Raw genomic sequence first — 22,806 nt, forward strand, 5'->3', positions numbered from 1 at the left:
TCACAGAGTGGCGCTGAAAGAATTCTGCCCAGGTGGTGAAATTGGTAGACACGCTAGCTTCAGGTGCTAGTGCTCGAAAGGGCGTGGCGGTTCAAGTCCGCCCCTGGGCACCATACAAAAGAAAAGGCCTCGTCAACGACGAGGCCTTTTCTTTTATGCGTCCGAGGCGGGTACCGCCCATGGGGTGAGGCTCCGGTCTTCGAAGAAGAATCCGAGTGAGTTAACCTCACTCGGATAGGAACGAACGGCTGACCAGGAAGGTCAGCCTGGTATGACCCACCAGGGACGGATTGCTAATTAACGCTATCTATTTGCGCCTCGTCATCGACGAGGCCTTTTCTTTTATGCGTCCGAGGCGGTCCCGCCCATAGGGTGAGGCTCCGGTCTTCGAAGAAGAATCCGAGTGAGTTAACCTCACTCGGATTGGAACGAGCGGCTGACCAGGAAGGTCAGCCTGGTATAGTCCACCAGGGACGGATTGCTAATTAACGCTATCTGTTCGCGCCTTTTCAAACACAAGGTCTTTACCGTTCATATAGTTGAGGCTTGAGTGAGCATAAAGCTCATTCTTTTAAACTCAATACGAAGTAATCTAACTCTCTTTATTGCTTGAAAAATAGTCACTCTGGTGTCGGCTTTTTTTACAGTTTCGTTGGAGTCACTTAGACTAAAGTCTAATAACTCTCTGAGCGCCTTGAAAAAAATAAAACTGGTTTATTTTTTGCTTATTCCTCACCGCAGAATGCGTTTAAAAAATAATAAAAATAATTTTGAGTAAACTTTTGTAGTAGAGGTAGTAATGAAGTTACTGAAAACGCATCCCTCGTGGATAGTGACATTTTTATTTTGCATAGTTATGAGCCATTCTGCTCATTCAACACTTATTTTTACGGAAGACTTTGATACTGAGCAGTCAGTACTGGAAGACCGAGGATGGTCTTTCTCTGGGAATACGCTTCTCTCTGATGATCCGTTAAACGGCTCAACGGCACTTCACATAGGAATAGGGAGTAATCCTGGGATCATTGAAACGCTAACGTTCGCACTTATAGGTTGGACTGATACATTATTTATCGATTTCGATTATGCAACTGTTGGCAACAGGGATCGTTGGAATACCCGTTGGTTTGATGTTCAGTATTTTGATGGCGTTGACTGGCAAAATATCGATGATGGGAGAATCCTAAGGAATGTGTCAGGCAGCTACACGTTAAGTGTCGTATACGACCCATCAGTACTCACCGAAACTCAGTTACGATTCATCGGGAAATCCGACTCCGGACTTAATTATGGAGCGCTTGATAATCTAACTGTTCGCGTGCCTGAGCCATCTTCACTTGCAATCTTGGCGCTGGGGTTAATAGGACTCGGGGCTCGCCGCTTCGCAAAATAAGCTCGTGGCCTAATTCTTATAAGGGAGCGTTTATGCTCCCTTTCTTACGCACTAATGAGCACTTTTATCTGAGTTTTAGATAACGACTCAAAACCCCACTCACAGTGATTGAATTTTCACAAACACTCATGTATTTTCCGCGCCGCCAACGTTAACAATAGAAAACACTTCTCAGGTTTCGATTGTCCGACTTCGGTTGAACCATCTGTACAGGAATGATACAGATCGTGTCTGTTGTGTGTATGAGCCTGGCACTATTAATCTTGGTTCAGAATGAACACACTGGTTTGAATTATATGGATCCAGTCTTGCCGCAAGGCTTGGCTGTTGTCGATATATGGTTTGCTTGTCGTTACAAGCACTTTTTTCAGTTGGAGAGTCAATGCTAGTCAACACCGATCTTTCAACAACCTGCGCACTGCGCCAGCAAATTCGCGATTTTTACCGTATTGAAGAAGAGCAGGTCATCGAGCATATCCTGCCTCTCGCCGAAGTAGGCTACTCAGCGCGTTCGCGGGCCTGGGACCGCGCACGTCGGATGGTATTAAAAATTCGTGAATTGGAAGAAGGAAAAGGCGGCGTTGATGCTCTGCTGAACGAGTACTCTCTCTCCTCAGAAGAAGGGGTAGTACTGATGTGTCTGGCCGAAGCCCTGCTCCGTGTGCCAGACAAAGCGACTCAGGATGCGCTGATCAGAGATAAGCTGACCAAGGGCGAGTGGAGCCATCACCTCGGTCAGAGTGATTCGTTGTTCGTCAATGCCTCAAGCTGGGGCCTGCTACTGACCGGTAAAGTGGTCAACTATTCCGATCGCAGTAAAGAAGAACATTTTGGTATCTTGAAGCGCACCATTGGTCGCCTTGGTGAGCCGGTTATCCGTTCGTCTGTCCATTACGCCATGAAAATAATGGGCAAGCAGTTTGTGATGGGCACCACCATCGATGAAGCGATAGAGCGAGCAAAAGATACAGAGACAAAAGGGTATGTTTACAGCTATGACATGCTCGGCGAGGGCGCGCGTACAATGCAGGATGCCGATCGCTATTTCAATGCGTATATGACGGCGATACATGCATTAGGCAAAGCGGCAAAAGGCAAAGGTCCGGTTAAAAGTGCAGGTATCTCTGTAAAGCTGTCTGCCATTCATCCTCGTTTTGAATTTACCCATCGTGATCGGGTGATGAATGAGCTGGTACCACGCCTGAAAGAATTAGCACTGGCGGCCAAAGAGTACGATATTGGCTTCACTGTTGACGCCGAAGAAGCAAACCGTCTCGACATTTCTCTTGATGTCATCGAAACCGTATATGCCGATGAAGATTTGGCCGGTTGGGAAGGCTTTGGTCTGGCCGTTCAAGCCTATCAAAAGCGTGCGATTTTCCTGATCGACTGGCTTGAAGCACTGGCGCGTCGCGTAGGCCGTAAATTGATGGTGCGCTTGGTAAAAGGCGCATACTGGGACAGTGAAATTAAAGATACTCAAGTAGACGGCCTGGACGATTTTCCGGTTTTCACGCGCAAAGCCACGACTGATGTCTGCTACAAAGCTTGTGCAATAAAGCTGATGGCAGCAAGGGATGTGATTTTCCCGCAGTTTGCTACGCATAATGCCTACACCGTTGCCAACATTCTGGAAATGGCCAATGGTGATAAGGACAGTTTTGAGTTCCAGCGCTTGCACGGCATGGGTGAGTCACTGTACGACCAGGTTGTCGAAGAAGAAGGCGTGCAATGCCGCGTGTATGCGCCGGTGGGACAACACGAAGATCTGCTTGCTTACCTGGTGCGCCGACTGCTTGAAAATGGCGCGAACTCGTCGTTTGTTAACGCTATTGTTGATGACAACAAACCTGTTGAAGAATTGCTACCCGATCCGGTAGAAAAACTGCAAGAGCTGCGTATCAAACGCAATACCAACATTACCTTGCCTAAAGACATTTATGGTGACGAGCGTGCTAACTCGAAAGGGTTGGATGTAACCGATATTAATCAGCTGCTGCCACTCAAAGAGAGCCTTGATAACTGGGCAAAAGACAATGTCAGGACGCTGGATAAAACCGAAGATGGCAAAGTGTATGTGCGCAACCCGGCTAATCATGACGAAGTGGTAGGGGAGCTGGAATATCATACCCCCGAACAGATGCGTACCATCGTCGATAATGCTGAAAAAGCGTTTGCAGAGTGGTCAACACTACCCGTGACGGAACGCGCTAATTTCCTTCGACGTGTTGCAGATATTCTGGAAAGGCACCGTGATGAGCTTATTGCGCTGTGTATTAAAGAAGCGGGCAAGCTGACGGCGGACAGTGTTGATGAAGTGCGCGAAGCGGTTGATTTTTGCCGTTATTATGCGGCGCGTGCGGAAGAAGTCACGCAGGACCAGCGGCTGGAACCTCGCGGCGTTGTGCTGTGTATCAGTCCATGGAACTTCCCGCTGGCTATATTCCTCGGACAGGTGGTGGCAGCCGCAGTAACGGGTAATACCGTTGTTGCTAAACCGGCCGAACAAACCAGTTTGATCGCTATGCGTGCACTGACGTTAATGAAGGCTGTGGGTATGCCAGAGAATGTGGTGCAGCTGATTCTGTCACCCGGTAAAGAAGTGGGCGAACATGTGGTTACCGATGAGCGTATCCAGGCGGTAATGTTTACCGGCTCAACCGCGACGGGAACCTTGATTTCCCGATTGCTGGCAAAGCGCGGTGGACAGCAGGTGCCACTGATTGCCGAGACGGGCGGGCAAAACTGTATGATCGTCGATTCCACTGCTTTGCCTGAGCAGGTATGTGACGATGTTATCCGGTCTGGTTTCCAGAGTGCAGGCCAGCGCTGTTCCGCCCTGCGTGTATTGTTCCTGCAGGAAGACATTGCTGACGACGTCATTGAGATGGTCACAGGCGCCATGCACGAGTTAAGCGTTGGTGACCCGCAATACTTGTCCACAGATGTTGGTCCGGTCATCGATAAAAAAGCACTGGATACATTGAACGCTCACGTCGAATTTCTTAAGGACAAAGGTAAGCTGCTGTATGAGTGCCAATATTCAAGCATGCCGAACGACAAACATAATCTGTTTGCACCACGTCTGTATGAGATTGAAAGCCTCGATGTGCTCGAAAAAGAAGTGTTTGGTCCGGTTGTACACGTGATCCGCTTTAAAGCCTCTGAGCTAGATGATGTAGTGGAACAAATTAACAATACCGGGTACGGACTGACGGCCGGCATTCATACCCGCATTGAAGATCGCGCAGAAGATCTGTCGCGCCGCATCAATGCCGGTAACATCTACGTCAACCGCAACATGATTGGCGCTATCGTGGGTGTGCAGCCCTTTGGTGGACGTGGATTGTCCGGCACAGGGCCAAAAGCAGGTGGACCAAACTACTTAAGCCGCTTATTGAAAGAGAAGCACACGCCTGACGAGGATGAGATTGGCTATCAGACCAAATCCAACATCGACATGGTCGAGATGGATATGGCGCAGTCGCATATTGACGAAATCATGGATAAGTCACAGCGAGTCACTCGAATCTGGCGCACGACTGCGCTCAATGACCGTGTGTCATTAATGCGACAGCTGCTGGCAAAAATTGCCACCGTTGAGATTGTCGATGAACTGGCGGATGACTTGTCCAAATCGCTGGCTGATTCACGCGCCCAGCTAAACCGCATTGAGAAGATGTTGAGAAAGGTTACCGTACTGCCTGGTCCAACGGGTGAATCGAACCTCCTGTATCACGAGCCGCGCGGCATCGTCGTGTGTTACGCAGACCAGGACACCACGTTTAGTTATTGGTTGATGGCGATCGTATCGTCCATGGCTGTAGGTAATACGGTTATTAGCGCGGTATCAGACAAGTTCTTCGAAGAAGCCAAGGCTATCGAAGAAAAGCTGATCCAGTGCGGCGTGGCAGAAGGCGTGTTGCAGGTGGTCAAACATGACAAACTCAACGCCCTGTTACACCACGACGGCGTATCCGGTACGGTGGTAGACAGTAACTGTGCTCGTCTTGGTTACTTCTGTCAGCAGCTGGCTGAGCGCGACGGCCCTATTCTACCTGTGATTGCTGCCGAGTATCCGGATACGCTTATTACACGTTTGATGGTGGAAAAAACCGTCAGTATCGATACTACTGCGTCAGGCGGTAACACGACGCTGATGACCCTGTCTGAGGACGACGAATAATAAGTACAGCTCGATGCTGATAAAAAAATCCGATGCACCGTAAGGGCATCGGATTTTTTATAGGGTATGCCTTACATCGGCTTATTACCAGGCGTACGCCTCCGGTGCAGGGCCGCCAGGACCAGGGAACAGTTTGTCGAGCCTTGCCAATGCTTCCTCATCCAACCTTAATTCGGTCGCTGCGACGGCGTCTTCTAAATGCTTCATGGTTCTTGGACCAATGATAGGCGCAGTGACAATAGGGTTGTGGAATAACCACGCCATGGCGACAATGGCAGGGTCTGCGCCGATTTCGCGACACAGATCTTCATAGTCGGCAATGCGCTGCCTTTCTTCGATTACTGCGTCTTTTAACCATTCTCCACCGCGTCGTCCCTGTTTTTCTTTCTCCAGAGCCCCAGCCAGTAATCCCCCGGCCACAGGGCTGTATGGAATAAAGCCAAGACCATAGTTTTCACAGGCTGGCAGCACCTCAAGTTCAACATGGCGATTATTCAGGTTATAGACACTTTGTTCACTGACTAGCCCCTGTCGATGGCGCTGTTTGGCTTTTTCGCACGCAGAGGCAATCTGCCATGCCGGAAAGTTACTGGTGCCAATATAAATCGCTTTACCCTGGGTCTGCACATCATTAAAGGCATCCCAGGCTTCTTCCCATGAACACTGACGGTCAATATGGTGGACCTGATAAAGATCAATCACATCGGTTTGCAGTCGCTTCAGACTGGCTTCAAGATGCCGACGTATTTTCAGGCTGCTAAGATTGGTGCCTGAACGATTCGGTTCGGTGTCATTTTTATCTTTGTGAGCAGGGTTATACACCTTGGTTGCGAGAATGATATTTTCACGGCGCTGGCCACCCTGCGCAATCCATTCTCCAATTATTTCTTCAGTGTAACCGTGGTAGGTTTCCCAGCCGTAAACGTCAGCTGTATCAAAGAAATTGATGCCCAGCTCCAGCGCGCGATCCATGATCGCAAAGCTGTCTTTTTTGCTGGTGTGCCAGCCAAAGTTCATCGTGCCCAGGCACAAATTACTGACCAGCACACCTGATTTTCCGAGGCGTTTGTAGGTTACCGCCATACCATGCTCCTGACTTGCCTAAAACCTACAGGGTAACGTAAAACGTCTGAGATGCCATTATGAAAAGTAAAACATAACCAGTGCGAGGTAACTTCACTACTTACTCCATCATTTGATCGTAACTGTTGACTTTTTCATACACAGATTGAGTGATGTAAAAGAGATGATGCAGTGGTCATAGGTTTTTTTGATTTTATCAATCGATTTTTACATTCAAACGAATATCGCGTAATTAGAAATTTCGGTCTACCCTATTTGCGACGTTGCCATTATGTGTAACCAAGGAGAATAGAATGTTAAGAAAAACCCTACCCGCAATTGCCGTTGCTGTCGCATTGGCGTCATTCGGTGCGGTTGCTGATAACCACGGCCACAAAAAAGAAATGACGAAACCCGCTGGTGCGATGGGCTCTGGTACTGCGAAAGCATTCCAACCTAAGTCGAATAAATTCTGGTGGCCTGATCAAATTGATCTGTCGCCGCTGCGCGATCATGACGCGCGTTCAAACCCGTACGGCGCTGACTTTGATTACTCTGAAGCGTTCCAGAACCTGGATGTAGAGGCGGTATACGCTGATGTTAAAGAAACACTGACTACGTCTCAGGACTGGTGGCCGGCTGACTGGGGGCACTATGGCCCATTGATGATCCGTCTGGCATGGCACAGCTCAGGTACCTACCGTACGCTTGATGGCCGCGGTGGCGGTGACGGTGGTCAAATCCGTTTCGACCCGCTGAACAGCTGGCCGGATAACGGTAACCTTGATAAAGCCAAGCGTTTGCTTTGGCCAGTGAAGCAAAAATACGGTGAAGCACTGTCATGGTCTGACTTGATCATGCTGGGGGCGCATATCGGTATGCAGGACATGGGCTTTAAGACCTATGGCTTTGCATTCGGTCGTGCAGATGACTGGGAGCCAGATCTGGTTTATTGGGGTCCGGAAGTGGAAATGCTGGCCAGCGATCGTGAAACACGCGATGGTAAATTACAGCGTCCACTCGGTGCCACACACATGGGTCTGATTTATGTCAACCCAGAAGGTCCAAAAGGCGTGCCTGATCCGGTCGGCTCAGCCAAAAATATTCGTGTAGCCTTCGGCCGTATGGCGATGAGTGATGAAGAAACGGTAGCGCTGATTGCCGGTGGTCACACCTTTGGTAAGATGCACGGCGCGCACAAGCCAGGTGAGTGCGTGGGTAAAGAGCCAGGTGGTGCGCCAATTGAAGAGCAAGGTCTGGGGTGGATTAATAAGTGTGGTAAAGGTCACTCTGAAGATACTGTAACAAGTGGATTGGAAGGTGCATGGACACAGGCACCTACTCGCTGGACTAGTTTGTATCTGTCTAACCTGCTCAACAACGAGTGGGAGCAGACCCGCAGCCCGGCTGGCGCAATTCAATGGGTGCCTAAAAACAAAGAGCTACACACGTCAGTACCTGATGCACACGTAGAAGGTAAGAAAAACCCTCCAGTGATGACCACGGCTGACCTGGCGCTCAAATATGACCCAGCATACAAGGCAATTGCCGAGCGCTTCCTTGCAGACCCGGAAGAATATCGCATTGCATTCGGTAAAGCATGGTACAAGCTGACACACCGTGACATGGGTCCTCGCGCCCGTTATTTGGGTAATGATGTACCGGATGAAATGCTGATCTGGCAGGACCCTGTGCCAGAAGTTGACTTTAAGCTGGTCGACAGTGATGACGTCGCCACCCTAAAGAAAGAAGTGCTGGATTCAGGTCTGAGCGTAACTGAGCTGGTTCACACTGCGTGGTCTGCAGCGGCAAGCTTCCGTGCCTCTGACATGCGCGGCGGTGCTAACGGTGCACGTATTATGCTTGCGCCACAGAATAGTTGGGAAGTAAACAATCCTGATGTGGTCAGCAAAGTGACGGCGAAGCTGAAAGAAATTCAGGAAGATTTCAACGGTCGTTTCATGGGCTCTACTAAGATCTCTATGGCCGATATGATTGTTCTCGCAGGTGCTGCTGCGGTTGAAAAAGCTGCTGCTGACGCTGGCTTCGATGTTGACGTGCCGTTCGTACCAGGTCGTACTGACGCAACGCAGGAAATGACCGACGTTAACTCGTTCTCACTGCTTGAGCCGTCAGCTGATGCGTTCCGCAACTACTACAACATGGAAACTAGCTATGAGTCTCCGATTGAGATGCTGGTTGAACGTGCTGACCAACTGCATCTGACTGTACCAGAAACGGTAGTACTGCTGGGTGGTATGCGAGTGCTGGGTGCCAACTACGATGGTAACTCGCACGGCGTATTCACTGAAAATCCAGGCGTACTAAGCAACGATTACTTCGTTAACCTGCTGGACATGTCCACCAAATGGCAGAAGTCAGGCACTGACGGTATGTATGTTGGAGTGGACCGCGCGACTGGTGAGCAGAAGTATACAGCTACGCCTGTAGACCTGATTGCGGGTTCAAGCTCTGAGCTGCGTGCGGTGGCAGAAGTATATGCTTACGACACATCCAAGCAGAAGTTTGTTGAAGACTTCGTCGATGCATGGGTGAAAGTGATGCAGCTGGACCGTTTCGATCTCAAACATTCGCTGTAACCGCTACTGTCGGTCAAACGAGAAGCCGCGATCCATTCGCGGCTTTTTTACTTATTTTGTGTGGCCAATCAGTTGTCACTGTGTAGAAACGATTGTAAGAGTCTATATTACATTTAGAAAGCAGACTTTGATGACTTGAAATATAGGTAACCAAATACTATTTACCGCACATCGGTTTTAATGTGGAGTTTGTTAGCGTGGAGTCCGTAGGCCAACTGGTAACATTTGCGAAAGAGCTATTCGATGAATCATTCTTGCCTGTTATTGCCACCGACAACAAGGCGGAGGGATTCTACAAGACGGTTTATGTTAATCCCGCGTTTTGTCATATAACGGGATTTTCCGAGGATGAACTTCTAGGACAATCCCCTTCAATACTTCAAGGGCCGCGAAGTAATCCGCGTACGCTTCGACAACTGGCAAAAAGCCTCCAGAAAGGCGAAGGCTTTACCGGTGTCTCTTTCAATTATAGAAAAGATAAAACCACTTATCCTGTGCGATGGAACATTACGCCATTTAAAAATGACGCCAATCAGGTTATTGGATTCTTTTCAGTTCAAAGGGATTTAAGTCATGCTTGGGCTATACTCAATAACCTTACCAAAGAAAATAAAGCGCTTAAGAAAAAGATGGCTCGGTTGGAAGCCAATTCATTGTCAAGCGTCTCAAAAAATAGCAGTGATGACATTTTCTTTGACTTCGATGACGCAGTAAATGACATCGTTCCAACGTTAAATAGACCTGCGCTCAGTGCAAGAGAATACCTTCTGGACTCACCGATTGATAAAGATGACTTGGCTGCCATCGAAGATACCCTGTATGAATTACAGTCATTGATCATTCTTCATGTAGAGAGTTTGGATGATATTGCCGAATGTCAAAAGATAGTGAGTCTAATAAACGAGTTTTCCAAACAAATCAGTTTTCTGATTGAGTTTATAGACGTGTCTGATGCTATAGAGAAACTATCCGTTGCGTTTGATGAACTTAAGAGTAAAAAAATAAGTGGCATTGCGCTGCAGTCGCTCCGAGAACTCGTAGAAGAATTATGCACCTGGTTTGTGAATATATTCGTCGATCAAACCTCAGACGATATCCATTCCCTTGATGCTTCAATAATTGCAAGTGCACGACAAATTATTGTTTTCCTTAAAATGGGTTAAGTAGATGTGAAGTAACACACGTAACTCACCGCCTCCTTGATAGTTAATACCTCTTTTCTCGAACAACTATCGTATACGAATATGATTTCTGCGCATTACACTGAAGCGTCAACATGACTATGTTGTTCAGTAAAAGCAGGTCACCCGCACCGGCTTCACTTTAAGTATCGAGCTTACTACTTCACTTCGAAAATTGTCGTATATTGAGAGGCCGGTAAATATTTTGGGAGGCTTTAAATGTTGCGGGTAGTATCTGCCTCAGCACATTATGAGCTACATAAAAGTATGCCGGTGCTCGGCTTTAAATGTGACAAACTACAAAAAAGTAGTGACTTCATTCACTTGAGGGGATAAGAATTAGTGATTGTTGAGGTGGGATCAGGAATTCTGCACCATCGTCGGTGATCACAACCATGTCTTCTACCGATATCGTTTTAAACGTGCCGTCATCACGCAGCCAGCTATGAAAGCCATCAAAGGCAAAGGTCATTCCCGCGCGTAGTTTTCGCTGCGAAGCGGGCCGCACTTCAGGGCTTTGAGAACCGCCTAAGTTGGGCCCCGTATCATGAGCCACATAGCCGACGGGATGCCCGGTACTCCACATCACATGCTCAGAGCCTGTACGCTGCATAACGGCTCTTTGTGCTGAATCAACGTCGACACCTCTAACGCCGGGGCGCATCGCCGCGAAAGCAGCGTTTCTGCCTTCTACTGCACTTTGCCAATAGTGTTGAATATTCTCCGGCGGGTCTGTCTCACCGGGTTTTAGTACATAAGCGAATCGCTGGATATCAGTGACCCAGCGATGATGGACGCGAATGCCAAAATCGGTCTGGATCACATCACCGGGCATGATCACTTTGTCGGTCGCGTGAGAATGTCCGCGATCCTGACCGGAATTCACGTTGGGGTTTTGGTCCGGCGCCCAGGCATCAGTGACCCCATGTTCTGCCATTTTCATTTTCAAAAACTGGGCGACATCGGCATCCGTTGTTTTACCCGGAATAACCGTAGCGTATGCCTCTCGCTGCCATTTTTCAGTCAGTTCGGCGGCTTGGCGCATAATCTCAACTTCTTCCGGAAGCTTAATTGCGAGCCACTGATACACCAGTTCTTCTGAGCTGACGAGACGTTTCGCCAGCGAAGCCCCCAGTGTTTGCTCGAGCGCGATGTGCTGGGAGTGAGTCAAGCCATCTGCCTGCGCGTTTGTTGATGATGTATTGACGGCGATGCGTGTAAATTTCGCTGATTTAATAAATTGACTCGCGACATCCAGCGCTGACTCTCCGCGGGGGACCGATATCACATTATTAACGATGCCCATCTCCGCCAGTGCTGTCGCTTCGCCTATCGGGCTGAATGCGATGGAATCAAACCCATTGTCAGCGAAGAAAAACATAAACACCGCCAATGAGCCTGCATTTTCGCAGCCGATATGGTCAGCAAGTGGATCATTGTTATTTTCACGACAAAGGATTAACCATGCATCAATGTCGGCACGCTGCATGGCGTCAGGAAGAAGTTGTTGAATACGCTGTTTTCTGATGTCAAACCAGGGTGAAGGGTCACTCCAGTTAGAAGCGACAGCGGAGTTAACGAGTAATGAAAGTATAAATAGGATTCTGAGCATAATAGTTGGCACGTGTTTTTTTCTCAGATTAATTGCCGGCTTAGCGACATTCAAGTGATGGTTTGTGGTGAATGAAGATTGAATTAATTCGTCATTTTTGCGTCAAAAACAGAGGGTGCTGCTATTCGTTGAATAGGCATTTTTTTGTGATGAGCAGCCTGGCAAGTCCTGCAGCCAGGCACTACGCTTAAAGCAGTTGCATAGGGGGTGATATGAAGTATGTATTCCCGGTGATGGGGTTAATTGGCCTGTTGTTACTCGGTGGTTGTCAAAGTACTACCGAGGTAGTCAATGCACAACAGCCTGCACCCCACGACACATTAGATGACAAGGCGTTCAAAGACTACGTGCTGTACCGTCTGGAAACGCCAGAACAGATATTTGCGCTGGATGATGATGCCAAAGCATTTGTCAAAGATGTAATCCGCGAAATTGACGAACCTTCCGAGCGAATGGAAGCGCTGGTCGACAGTATCTTTGACCGATCAGAATTCAACTTGCTGTACAAAAATGCGGCCAATACCACCGCCACTGATACATTCCATAATCGCGCTGCAAACTGCTTATCCATGTCAATTATGACCTATGCCATGGCGAGGGAGGCGGGCTTTGAGGTGCGTTTTCAGGACATCAAGATCCCCGAGTACTGGACCCGTCGCGAGGGGTTCAGTCTGTTGAACGGGCACATTAACCTGGTTATTTATCCGCAGGATGAGCCTAACATGGTGCGCCTGCTAAACACGGGGCTGGTGGTCGACTTTGACCCGCAAACCACACGCAATCACTTCCCAAAACAGATTGCTCGCAAGAAAACCATTATCTCTATGTTTTATAACAATAAGGGCGCAGATGCCTTGTTGGATGGCTCGTACAGTAAAGCCTATGCCTACTTCAGAGAAGCGATCAAAGTCGATCCCAGCTTTGACTCACCGTTTGTAAACCTCGGGTTCCTGTACCGATTAAATGAACATTATGAATTAGCTGAAAAAGCCTACAAGCAGGCAATCAGTATCGATGAGGATAATCTCACCGCCTGGGAAAATTTGGCTATGTTGTATGAATACACGGGAGATATGCAGCTGGCCAATCAAATAAAAGAACGTGTGCATCACAAACGGGATGATAATCCGTTTTACCACTTTATTTTGGGCGAACAAGAACTCGATACGGGCCATGTTGAAGATGCAATTCGTCACTACAGGCGTGCGTTAGCACTGGACAGTTCCAGACACGAAATTTACTTTGGAATGGCCAAAGCGTTTATGGCGCTGGGTGATGAAGAGCGCAGTCGGTACTATATTGAAATCGCTAAGCGCCGTGCCAAAACGGATCAGGATCAGGAACGCTATCAGGGCAAACTCGACCTGCTCAGCCAGCTAAACAGGGGTACTGCATCAAGTACCTGATTGTTTTTATCCTGATGATAGTCAGCCTGTCCGCGCACTCACAGTGCGCGGATGTCAGCCCTCGTGGTCTAATTAATGATGACTCTCTGATGAGCGACCTGTACGCCCTGGCTGATGATATGATGCAGGGACGACGAACCGGAACTCGGGGCGCTGCAATGGCCAGGCAGTATGTCGCTGCGCGCTTCACAGAGATAGGTCTGCAACCTGTCGCCAGGGATGACTACTTTCATCCATTCGACTACCCAAAGGTGGGAAGTGATATATCGGGAGTCAACGTGCTAGGCGTGGTACCCGGTGATGGTTTTTCTGGCAGGTTTATTGTCGTTACCGCCCATTATGACCATCTCGGCAAGCAGGGGGGACGGGTGTTCAACGGCGCCGACGATAACGCATCGGGCGTTGCCGCGATGTTGGCTCTGGCAGCAAGTATCAAGCAGCAGCCTTTGCCGTACAGTGTGCTTTTCCTGGCCACCGATGCCGAGGAGAAGGGCCTGTATGGTGCGAAAGCGTTCGTTGAGTCGCCGCCAGTGTCTCTTGACCAGATAGTGGCGAATCTCAATCTGGATATGCTTGGACAAGGCAAGCATCGATATAAGCTGTATATCTCTGGTGCAGGCAGTCACCCCGCCTTTGAACAATTGATTGATGACACAGAAGCACTAGGAACGCTTTGCATTATCAAAGGTCATCGGGACGTTAGACGAGGGTATGTGAATCGGCGTAATAATTATCGGCAGGCAAGCGATCACGGCGCATTCTTGCGCCACGACATACCCTATCTTTTCGTTGGTGTGGCAGAGCATGGGACGTATCACACTGATGAAGATTCGGCTGAGTCTATCCCGCCGGCGTTTTATCAGGCGGCCACCGAGGCCAGCCTGATATTGCTGCGAAAAATGGCAAATATAACGTTTACGCCACGCCAAGTTCGCGAAGACGTTCCTTGAGATAGCTGTCTGCTGTATAGCGGTCTGACAGCACCACATCAGGTCGGGGATGCAGGAACAGAGGCAGTGATATACGTGAACGCGTCACATCCATACCTTGTGGGTTGATCACGCGGTGCGTCGTTGACGGGAACCAGCCACCGCTGGCTTCCTGTAACATGTCACCGATATTCACGATTAAATTTCCGAAGTCGCAGGGCACATCCAGCCAGTTTCCGTCTTTTCCTTTTACCTGTAGACCCGGCTCGTTGGCAGCCGGCAGGACGGTCAACAGATTGATATCCTCATGGGCCGCGGCGCGAATCGCGTCTGGCTCCTCGTCACCTGTCAGCGGCGGGTAGTGTAAAACGCGCAGCAGCGTTTGCTCGCTGTCTTTGATCATATGCGACAAAGGTTCACGATAGTTAGCTGCAACCTCAGCAGGTGAATGGGCTTCAACCCAATTGAGCAGTTCTGCGGCCAGGCCAGTTGCGGCTTGGTAATAATCAGCAAGCTGCTGTTTTAGTGCAGTCGGACATTTTCCCCACGGGTAATAGTGGAAGTATTCTTTAATATCTTTCTTTTTAAAACCTTTGGCGACCTCAGACACTTCTATCGGGAAAAAGCCGTCCTGTGTGTCTTTATTAAACAGAAAGTCATGTTTTTCTTCGCTGTCGAAGAAAGCTTGCCAACTGGTGTAGATATCATCGACCTGCTGTTGCTTGATAGGATGATTTTTCAATACACCAAACCCGGTTTCCCGTAGTGACTCAACAAACTTTTTGTCAGCGTCAGGCGCCAGATAATCAACTGCTTCTAGTTTCATAAAATCTCTCTACTTAGCTTTGCGGCACATTATAGTGACTAAACCCATCGCGCCAAGCGCGGGCCGCATTATTTATGTCTTTCTGCTGTCAAGGTTGATGCAGGTCAAGCTTATCCAAGACTGACGAAAAATCCGGCCAGCGCAGCACTCATGAGGTTGGCCAGCGTCGCAGCCAGAACAGCCTTCAGTCCCAGGCGAGCAATTTCCTGACGACGGTTAGGCGCCAGAACGCCAATGCCGCCCATCAGAATGGCAATAGACGAAAAGTTGGCAAAGCCGCACAGGGCGAAGGTCACAGTTGCCTGAGTTTGTGCTGATAGCTGCTCTTTGTAGTTCATGAAGTCCAGATAGGCGACGAATTCGTTAACCACCACTTTCTGACCAATGAAGCTGCCCGCCAGCTGGGCTTCCTGCCACGGCACGCCAATCAAAAATGCCAGCGGCTGGAACACGTATCCCAGCAGCAGCTGGAAGGTGACGTCTTCAAATCCAAACAGGGCGCCGACCCAGCCGATCATGCCATTTAACAGTGCGATCAGAGCAATAAAGGCCAATAGCATAGCGCCGACGTTGAAGGCAAGCTGCATGCCCGAAGTGGCGCCGTGCGCGGCAGCATCAAATATATTGGCGTAGCTTTCAGTGTCTGATTTAACTTCTTCCAGCTCATTCTTTGCCTGTTCAGTCTCCGGCATCATCAGTTTGGCCATCAGCAACCCGCCAGGGGCCGCCATGAAACTTGCTGCTAGCAGGTACTTAAGCTCGACGCCCAATCCTGCATAGCCTGCCATCACTGAACCGGCAATTGACGCCAGTCCGCCTACCATAATCGCGAACAGCTCTGAACTGGTCATACGCGGGATAAAAGGTTTTACCACCAGAGGGGCTTCAGTCTGGCCAACAAATATGTTTGCTGCTGCTGACATTGATTCCGGACGACTGGTACGCAACACCAGTTGTAGAAAACCACCAATGATACGGATGACCCAGGACATCACCCCAAGGTGATAAAGCACCGTGATCAGTGACGAGAAGAACACAATGATGGGCAGTACGTTAAAGGCAAAAATAAACGCCAGCGACTTGTCACCAATGGGGCCGAACAAAAACGTGATCCCTTCATTACCATAGGCAATGATGTTGGCCACGAATTCGGTCATGGCCAGTAGCATTTGAATGCCGGGCTCAAAGTACAACACGAAAGCACCTAACAAGGCCTGGATAGCGAAGGCACCACTCACTGTTCGCCACTTGATATGACGTTTGTGAGATGAAAGTAAGAAGGCAACGCCAAGAAGAAATGCAATTCCAAGAAGACTGATCATTATTATTTTTATTCCTGTGATCTAACTGCGAGCAGATTAAAGCAACGCTTGTTGAATATGCGAGCGTATTACATCCAGTGCAATTAAGTTCTCGCCGCCCTGAGTAACAATGACATCAGCGGTAAAGCGGCTTGGCTCAATGAACTGATGATACATGGGCTTTACCGTACTTTCATACTGAATTGCTACCGATTCCAGAGAACGGCCACGTTCTTTTACGTCACGCATCATTCTGCGCATCAGACAGATATCCAACGGCGTATCGATGAATATTTTCACATCATACAAGGGTAAAAGCTCAGGAGTCGCCAACAGCATTATGCCTTCGAGAATAATGACCGGTGCTGGTTCAAGTTTTTCAGTGTGGGGCAAGCGCGTATGGGTTTTGAAACAATAAAACGGATAGTCAATCGCCTGTCCTGATTTGAGCTGTTGCAAGTGCTCACACAGCAATTCATGCTCAAAAGCATTGGGATGATCGTAGTTATTACGCTCACGTTCCTCCATTGGCAGGTGGTCTTGTGCCCGGTAATAATGGTCTTCTCGCAGGATTTGTACCGGTCTTCCTTCAATGCTAAACATGTTCAGCAGGTTTTCTGTAAACAGTGATTTTCCTGACCCTGATGCGCCGGAAATGGCGATAATAAGTGGCGATTGCATGCGAGTAATATGTGAGCTGGCTAAATCTGTGCGCAAAGATACTAATTAACGAGCTAAAAGTCAGGTGAAAAGTGCGCAGATAATGATCTCTTTAGTGATTTTTCGCCGTTTTTGGTGTAGTGTACGCGCCGGCAAAACAGAAGCTTGTGTATAGTTTTTGCTGCGCCAAATCATGTGAAAAAAGTACGACGACTGGTTAGACCAGGTAGGCTGCGGGCTGTAGCGACACAGCATGTTTTTTCATCATGTTTTGGCAGTGGACATCAGAGATTGCTTGGTCAATACTTGAGCAATAGCAGTAATAAAACTGCAATATTTCTCAATAAGAATATATACACACACAACTACTAGGAAATACAACATGTTCAAATCAGCGAAACTCAATCGCGTTGCGATTGCGGTTGCTGTGTCTGTGGGCTTATCTGGCCCAGCTCTGGCACAGGAAACCACTGCGGGTATCGGCGGTACGGTTATTACCTCATCCGGCGAACTGGCAGCTGGCGCCACAATCACCATCACTGACACTCGTACTGGCAACACTCGTGTTATCACTGCCAACGACACTGGCCGTTATAACCTGCGTGGTCTGTCGGTCGGCGGTCCTTACACTGTAGTGGTAACGGACTCTCGCGGTAGCAAGACGGTCAATGATGTTTACCTGACGCTGGGTGAAAACCTGGCCTTGAATATCGGTCTTGAGTCTCAGGCCGCTGTTGAGAAAATCGTTGTAACCGGCTCTGTGGTTAACTCAGCATACGGTGCCGATGGCCCAGTTGCTAACTTCGGTCTGGAAGACCTGGAGTATGCACCAGCGATTAACCGTGACATCAAAGACGTTATCGCCATCGACCCTCGTGTTTATATCGACGAAGGTTTCAACGATGCGGTTCAGTGTGCGGGTTCAAACTCTCGCTTCAACAGCCTGACGGTTGACGGTATCCGTACCAACGATAACTTCGGTCTGAACAGCAACGGTTATCCGACTGTTCGTATCCCATTCTCTTATGACTCAATCAGCCAGGTAGCTGTAGAGTTGGCACCTTTCGACGTTCAGTACGGTGGTTTCACTGCCTGTACCATCAACGCGGTAACCAAATCTGGTACCAACGAGCTGAAAGGTAGTGTGTTCTATGACTACACCAGCGACTCACTGCGTGGTGACAAGCTGCAAGGCAACGACGTAAACGTCGGTGACTTTGACGAAGACCGTTACGGTTTCAACGTCGGCTTCCCAATTCTGAAAGACAAATTGTTCTTCTTCGGTAGCTACGAAAAGCTGGAAGGTTCACAGCTATTCGATCGTGGCGCTGCTGATTCTAATGCCGCAGTACCTGTTCTAGGTGTGTCTCAGGCTCAGTTAGACCGTATCGAGCAGATCGCCCGTGACCTGTATGGCTACGATCCAGGCCCATTCGTATCCAGCCTGCCGGTTGAAGACGAAAAGATCATGGCTAAAATCGACTGGAACATCAGCGATAATCACCGCTTCGCGTTAGTGTATAACTACAACGACGGTGACACAGTTCGTGAATCAGATGGCGATTCAAACGAGTTTGAATTCTCCAACCACTACTACCGTCAGCGCGGTGAGTGGGAGTCATACGTTGGTTCACTGTACTCAGACTGGACAGATAACTTCTCTACTGAACTGCGTATCGGTACGTCAGATTTTGAAGCATTCGTCGATCCGCTGGGCGGCACTGACTTCGGTGAAGTGCAGATTCGTACCTCTAACAACGGCTCACGCGCCACAGTTTACCTTGGAGCGGACGATTCTCGTCATGCTAACAAGCTTAAGTATTCAACAGATACTCTCAAGCTGACCGGTACGTATATCGCTGGTGACCACGTTATCTCTGCTGGTTTCGAGCATGAGTCTCTGGACGTATTCAACCTGTTCATCCAGGAAGCACAGGGTGAGTATCGCTTTAGCTCAATCGACGATTTCGAAGCGGGTACACCTAACCGCATTACTTACGAAAACGCGGCGGGTTCAAATAACCCGAATGATGCAGCAGCAAGCTTCTCTTACGACATCAGCACATTATATGTGCAGGATGAGTACTACTGGCTTGACCAGGACATGACTATCACTTTCGGTCTTCGTTATGACTGGTACTCAAGTGATGATGTTCCTCCTTTGAACCCAATCGTAGAAGACCTTTATGGTTTCTCTAACCAGCAAAACCTGGACGGTCTTGATCTGCTGCAGCCTCGTTTAGGTGTTAACTGGCAGTATGATGAGAACTGGGAAATCCGTGGTGGTATCGGTCTTTACTCTGGTGGTAACCCGAACGTTTGGATTTCAAACAACTACTCAAACAACGGCGTGATCCAGCTGGAAAACCAGGACCGTTCTGGTACCTCAGTATTCGACATGGCATTCACCGGTCAGGGACGTCCAATCTACGACATCCCACAAGAGCTGTTTGATGCCGTGGCAAATGGTCAGGGTCGTAATGGTGGTATCAACTTCCAGGATCCTAACTTCGAAATCCCGTCAGAGTGGAAATATGCGTTGGGTGCCACTTACACCTTTGACAACGACATGATCCTGATGATGGATTACCTGTATAGCAAGAAGCAGGACGCAGCCATTATCAGCGATGCAACCCGCTTATTGGTAGGTAGTGCACCTGACGGTCGTCCTGTATATGACAGCGTAAACGGTCGTTCACAGGACTTCATGCTGACAAATGTTAAGGGCGATTCTGGTGAGTCGACTACTGTGTCATTTGCTCTGCAGCAGTCAATGGATAACGGTGTAGACTGGTCCGTGTCTTATGCTTACGTAGATGCAACCGACGTTAGCCCAATGACCAGCTCTGTAGCGTTTTCTAACTATATCAGCCCAGCTGTATATGATGCAGAAAACCCAGGCGCTGCGACGTCAAACTACGAGATCCCACACCGCTTTACGTTCCGTCTGAGCTACTCTCACGAGTTCTTCGACGGTTACGACACGCGCATCACTGTTTTCGGCCGTGCCAACCAGGGTCGTCCGTACAGCTTTGCGTTTGACGGTGACCCAGGCTTTGGTAGTTCTGTGGGCTTCATCAGCCACAACCTGGTATATATCCCAGAAGTTAACGATGCAAACGTCGTATATGGTGAAGATTTCGATCTGGCTGCATTCAACCAGTTCATCGAAGACCAAGGGCTTGCTCGCGGCGAAATTATGGCCCGTAACAGCAAGAACAGCGACTGGTGGACCAAGTTCGACCTGCGCGTAAGCCAGGAGTTCAAAGGCTTCATGGACGGTCATAAAGGTGAAGCGTTCTTCGTGATCGAGAACTTCGGCAACTTCCTGAACGATGACTGGGGCGTACTAGAGGAAGCAAGCTTCCCACGTACACAGCCAATCGTCGATGCGTCAATCAACGGCAACGGCCAGTTCGTGTACAACGAATTTATCACGCCTGGACTTGAGTCTGTTGTATCTGATGCGTCTCTGTACGAAATCCGTCTGGGTGTTCGTTACAGATTCTAATCAGGCTATCTGATATGAAAAAAAACCGGCTCACACTGAGCCGGTTTTTTTACGTCTGGAACTTACTTCAAGACAGATGGACTAGTTTTATTTAACGCTCACACATTTTCGAAAAGTGCTTCAACGCGTTTACGTAGTGCCTCTATCTCATTAATGTCGGCTGGTGCAATAAAGATAGTATCGTCACCGGCAATCGTACCCAATACACCGTCCTGTTTTCCCAGTGAATCGAGTAAGCGGGCGATAAGCTGTGCAGCGCCGGGGCTAGTACGAATGATCACCATCACATTATTATGCACGGTATCCAGTACCAGCTGCTTTAATGGACTTTTCGCCGTTGGCATGCCTAATTCTGGCGGCAGGCAGTACACCATGTCACCCCGTGCGTTGCGGGTTCTTACCGCGCCAAATTTGCTCAGCATACGGCTGACCTTGGACTGACTGATATTGTCATGTCCCTGCTCTTTCAGGGCATCAACAATGTCGCCTTGAGAGCCATAACTTTCCGCGTTGAGAATGGTTTTGAATGCCTTGATCAGTTCTTCTTGTTTTTGGTTGGCCATACCGCCTCCACAGCTGTCAGACCGACAATTCTGCCGTATTGTCCGTTCACAGGCAATTTATCTACTATTTAGATCACTTACAGACCATGGTGTGATTGAGTTTTTACCACTTTTACAGTACTGTTTCGGCCCCAATCTGTTCTTGAATCCAAACAGGAGATAACTATGAAAGTTGCCGTCTTAGGTGCTGCCGGTGGTATTGGTCAGGCCCTGTCTTTGTTACTGAAAACCCAGTTACCAGCAGGTTCCGAGTTGGCCCTGTATGATGTTGCCCCTGTGGTACCTGGTGTAGCTGTGGATCTGAGCCATATCCCTACCGACGTAAAAGTTGAAGGGTTTGGTAAAGATGACCTGGCTGCAGCGTTGCAAGGCTGCAATATTGTCCTGATCCCGGCGGGTGTGCCGCGCAAGCCTGGAATGGACCGCTCTGACCTGTTCAATGTGAATGCGGGCATTGTAAAGAACCTGGTCGAGGCGATCGCTGATAACTGTCCAGACGCATGCGTCGGTATTATTACCAACCCGGTCAATACGACTGTCGCAATCGCAGCGGAAACGCTGAAAGCGAAGGGCGTGTACAACAAGAACAAACTGTTCGGTGTGACCACGCTGGATGTGATCCGTGCAGAAACCTTCGTTGCTGAACTGAAAGGTTTGAGCACCGAAAATGTGCACGTACCGGTGATAGGTGGTCACTCAGGTACCACTATCCTGCCGCTACTGTCTCAGGTAGAGGGCGTGAGCTTCACTGACGAAGAAGTCGCAGCGCTAACCAAGCGTATCCAAAACGCTGGCACCGAAGTGGTTGAAGCGAAAGCGGGTGGCGGATCAGCGACCCTGTCAATGGGCCAGGCGGCAGCGCGTTTCTGTTTGTCTCTGGTTGCCGCAATGAAAGGTGACAACGTGGTTGAGTACACTTACGTTGAAGTCAACAGCGACGACGCAACGTTCTTCGCCCACCCTGTCCGTCTGGGTAAAGATGGCGTGGAAGAAATTCTGCCTTACGGCAAGCTGAGCAGCTTTGAACAGGAAGCTAAAGAATCGATGCTGGAAGGTCTGCGTGGTGACATTCAGATGGGCGTAGATTTCGCTAACGGCTAATTCGCCAAATATGTGTGAAAAACCCGTCCTTGAGACGGGTTTTTTATGCTGAATGAATATGCTCGGTGAGCCAGCTTTTTGCCTCGTCTTCGGTTTCAAAAAACGCGAAGTTCTCCTCTGCTTCAGTGTAGATCGCCGACAGATGCTGACGACAAAACACCGGCTTTGCACAGTCCTTCAATACGATAGCGGTGCACTGCCGTCCCTTGTGTTTTTCGCGCCGGATCAGCTTAACCAGGCTTTCTGCCGCTTCTGGGATGTAAACAGCGTCACCGCGCATCACGGTCATCACGCCCCACGGTTTGCCATACAGCGCTTCTAACGTGCTGCGTGCATCGCGAGTGGTTTTTTCCAGCTGTTCGCTGTTCCATGGCCCTTCGCCTTCTACGACCAGAATATTGTCGTCGACGTATGCATGCAGTTTTCCATGTTCGCTAAATGACCAGGCCACCGCGTTACTCTCGTATTAACTTTT

General features: G+C 49.0%; 15 protein-coding genes and 1 tRNA gene. 9 read left to right on the forward strand and 7 right to left on the reverse strand.

Annotated features, from left to right (window positions below):
* Positions 1-26 precede the first annotated feature (26 nt).
* The 3 genes from G441_RS0112995 to putA all read left to right on the forward strand — a co-directional run bounded on the left by G441_RS0112995 (position 27) and on the right by putA (position 5,579).
* Positions 27-113, forward strand: a tRNA-Leu gene (locus G441_RS0112995).
* 743 nt (positions 114-856) lie between these two features.
* Positions 857-1,393 carry a PEP-CTERM sorting domain-containing protein gene (locus G441_RS19935; protein ID WP_240485141.1) on the forward strand — a complete coding sequence of 179 codons (537 nt, stop codon included), beginning with the start codon at positions 857-859 and terminating at the stop codon, positions 1,391-1,393.
* Between the two features lie 382 nt (positions 1,394-1,775).
* Entirely contained in the window at positions 1,776-5,579 is a 3,804-nt protein-coding gene (putA, locus tag G441_RS0113010) for a bifunctional proline dehydrogenase/L-glutamate gamma-semialdehyde dehydrogenase PutA (protein WP_026376759.1), read from the forward strand.
* Positions 5,580-5,663: 84 nt separating this feature from the next.
* Here the strand turns inward: putA and G441_RS0113015 are convergent, their stop codons facing one another.
* Positions 5,664-6,662 (reverse strand): aldo/keto reductase, encoded by a 999-nt coding sequence (locus G441_RS0113015; RefSeq protein WP_026376760.1) that lies wholly within the window; start codon positions 6,660-6,662, stop codon positions 5,664-5,666.
* A 293-nt stretch (positions 6,663-6,955) separates the two neighbouring features.
* Between G441_RS0113015 and katG the strand changes: the two genes are divergently transcribed.
* Together katG and G441_RS0113025 are read left to right on the forward strand one after the other, a co-directional pair.
* Positions 6,956-9,241: a catalase/peroxidase HPI gene (gene katG, locus G441_RS0113020; RefSeq protein WP_026376761.1), complete on the forward strand. Its 2,286-nt coding sequence runs from the start codon at positions 6,956-6,958 to the stop codon at positions 9,239-9,241.
* 197 nt (positions 9,242-9,438) lie between these two features.
* Positions 9,439-10,404 (forward strand): PAS domain-containing protein, encoded by a 966-nt coding sequence (locus G441_RS0113025; protein WP_169726083.1) that lies wholly within the window; start codon positions 9,439-9,441, stop codon positions 10,402-10,404.
* Positions 10,405-10,738: 334 nt separating this feature from the next.
* On the opposite strand, the gene G441_RS0113030 is transcribed toward G441_RS0113025, so the two are convergent.
* Positions 10,739-12,034, reverse strand: coding sequence for a M24 family metallopeptidase (locus G441_RS0113030; protein ID WP_026376763.1), 1,296 nt, complete (start codon positions 12,032-12,034; stop codon positions 10,739-10,741).
* Between the two features lie 212 nt (positions 12,035-12,246).
* On the opposite strand from G441_RS0113030, the gene G441_RS0113035 reads away from it, so the two are divergent.
* Together G441_RS0113035 and G441_RS18655 are read left to right on the forward strand one after the other, a co-directional pair.
* On the forward strand, positions 12,247-13,440 hold the full coding sequence (locus G441_RS0113035) for a transglutaminase-like domain-containing protein (RefSeq protein ID WP_026376764.1): 1,194 nt from the start codon (positions 12,247-12,249) through the stop codon (positions 13,438-13,440).
* An 89-nt stretch (positions 13,441-13,529) separates the two neighbouring features.
* A complete protein-coding gene (locus G441_RS18655) occupies positions 13,530-14,390 on the forward strand; it encodes a M20/M25/M40 family metallo-hydrolase (RefSeq protein ID WP_169726084.1) in 861 nt (286 codons plus the stop codon).
* On the opposite strand, the gene G441_RS0113045 is transcribed toward G441_RS18655, so the two are convergent.
* From G441_RS0113045 to udk, 3 genes are all read right to left on the reverse strand, one after another.
* Positions 14,356-15,195: an isopenicillin N synthase family dioxygenase gene (locus tag G441_RS0113045; RefSeq protein WP_026376765.1), complete on the reverse strand. Its 840-nt coding sequence runs from the start codon at positions 15,193-15,195 to the stop codon at positions 14,356-14,358. The genes G441_RS18655 and G441_RS0113045 overlap by 35 nt on opposite strands.
* A 110-nt stretch (positions 15,196-15,305) precedes the next feature.
* Positions 15,306-16,517, reverse strand: a complete 1,212-nt coding sequence (locus tag G441_RS0113050; protein ID WP_026376766.1) for a NupC/NupG family nucleoside CNT transporter — start codon at positions 16,515-16,517, stop codon at positions 15,306-15,308.
* A gap of 36 nt (positions 16,518-16,553) precedes the next feature.
* Complete coding sequence (udk, locus tag G441_RS0113055) at positions 16,554-17,177, reverse strand: uridine kinase (RefSeq protein ID WP_026376767.1); 624 nt, start codon at positions 17,175-17,177, stop codon at positions 16,554-16,556.
* Between the two features lie 361 nt (positions 17,178-17,538).
* Here udk and G441_RS0113060 point away from each other — a divergent pair, with 361 nt between their 5' ends.
* Positions 17,539-20,667, forward strand: coding sequence for a TonB-dependent receptor (locus G441_RS0113060; protein WP_026376768.1), 3,129 nt, complete (start codon positions 17,539-17,541; stop codon positions 20,665-20,667).
* Between the two features lie 98 nt (positions 20,668-20,765).
* Here G441_RS0113060 and argR read toward each other — a convergent pair whose 3' ends face one another.
* Entirely contained in the window at positions 20,766-21,230 is a 465-nt protein-coding gene (argR, locus tag G441_RS0113065; protein WP_026376769.1) for a transcriptional regulator ArgR, read from the reverse strand.
* Between the two features lie 165 nt (positions 21,231-21,395).
* Here argR and mdh point away from each other — a divergent pair, with 165 nt between their 5' ends.
* Positions 21,396-22,331, forward strand: coding sequence for a malate dehydrogenase (mdh, locus tag G441_RS0113070; protein ID WP_026376770.1), 936 nt, complete (start codon positions 21,396-21,398; stop codon positions 22,329-22,331).
* A gap of 43 nt (positions 22,332-22,374) precedes the next feature.
* Here mdh and G441_RS0113075 read toward each other — a convergent pair whose 3' ends face one another.
* Positions 22,375-22,782 (reverse strand): hypothetical protein, encoded by a 408-nt coding sequence (locus G441_RS0113075; RefSeq protein ID WP_026376771.1) that lies wholly within the window; start codon positions 22,780-22,782, stop codon positions 22,375-22,377.
* Between the last annotated feature and the right edge of the window lie 24 nt (positions 22,783-22,806).

It is taken from the genome of Aestuariibacter salexigens DSM 15300 (assembly GCF_000429145.1).
GTDB lineage: Bacteria > Pseudomonadota > Gammaproteobacteria > Enterobacterales > Alteromonadaceae > Aestuariibacter > Aestuariibacter salexigens.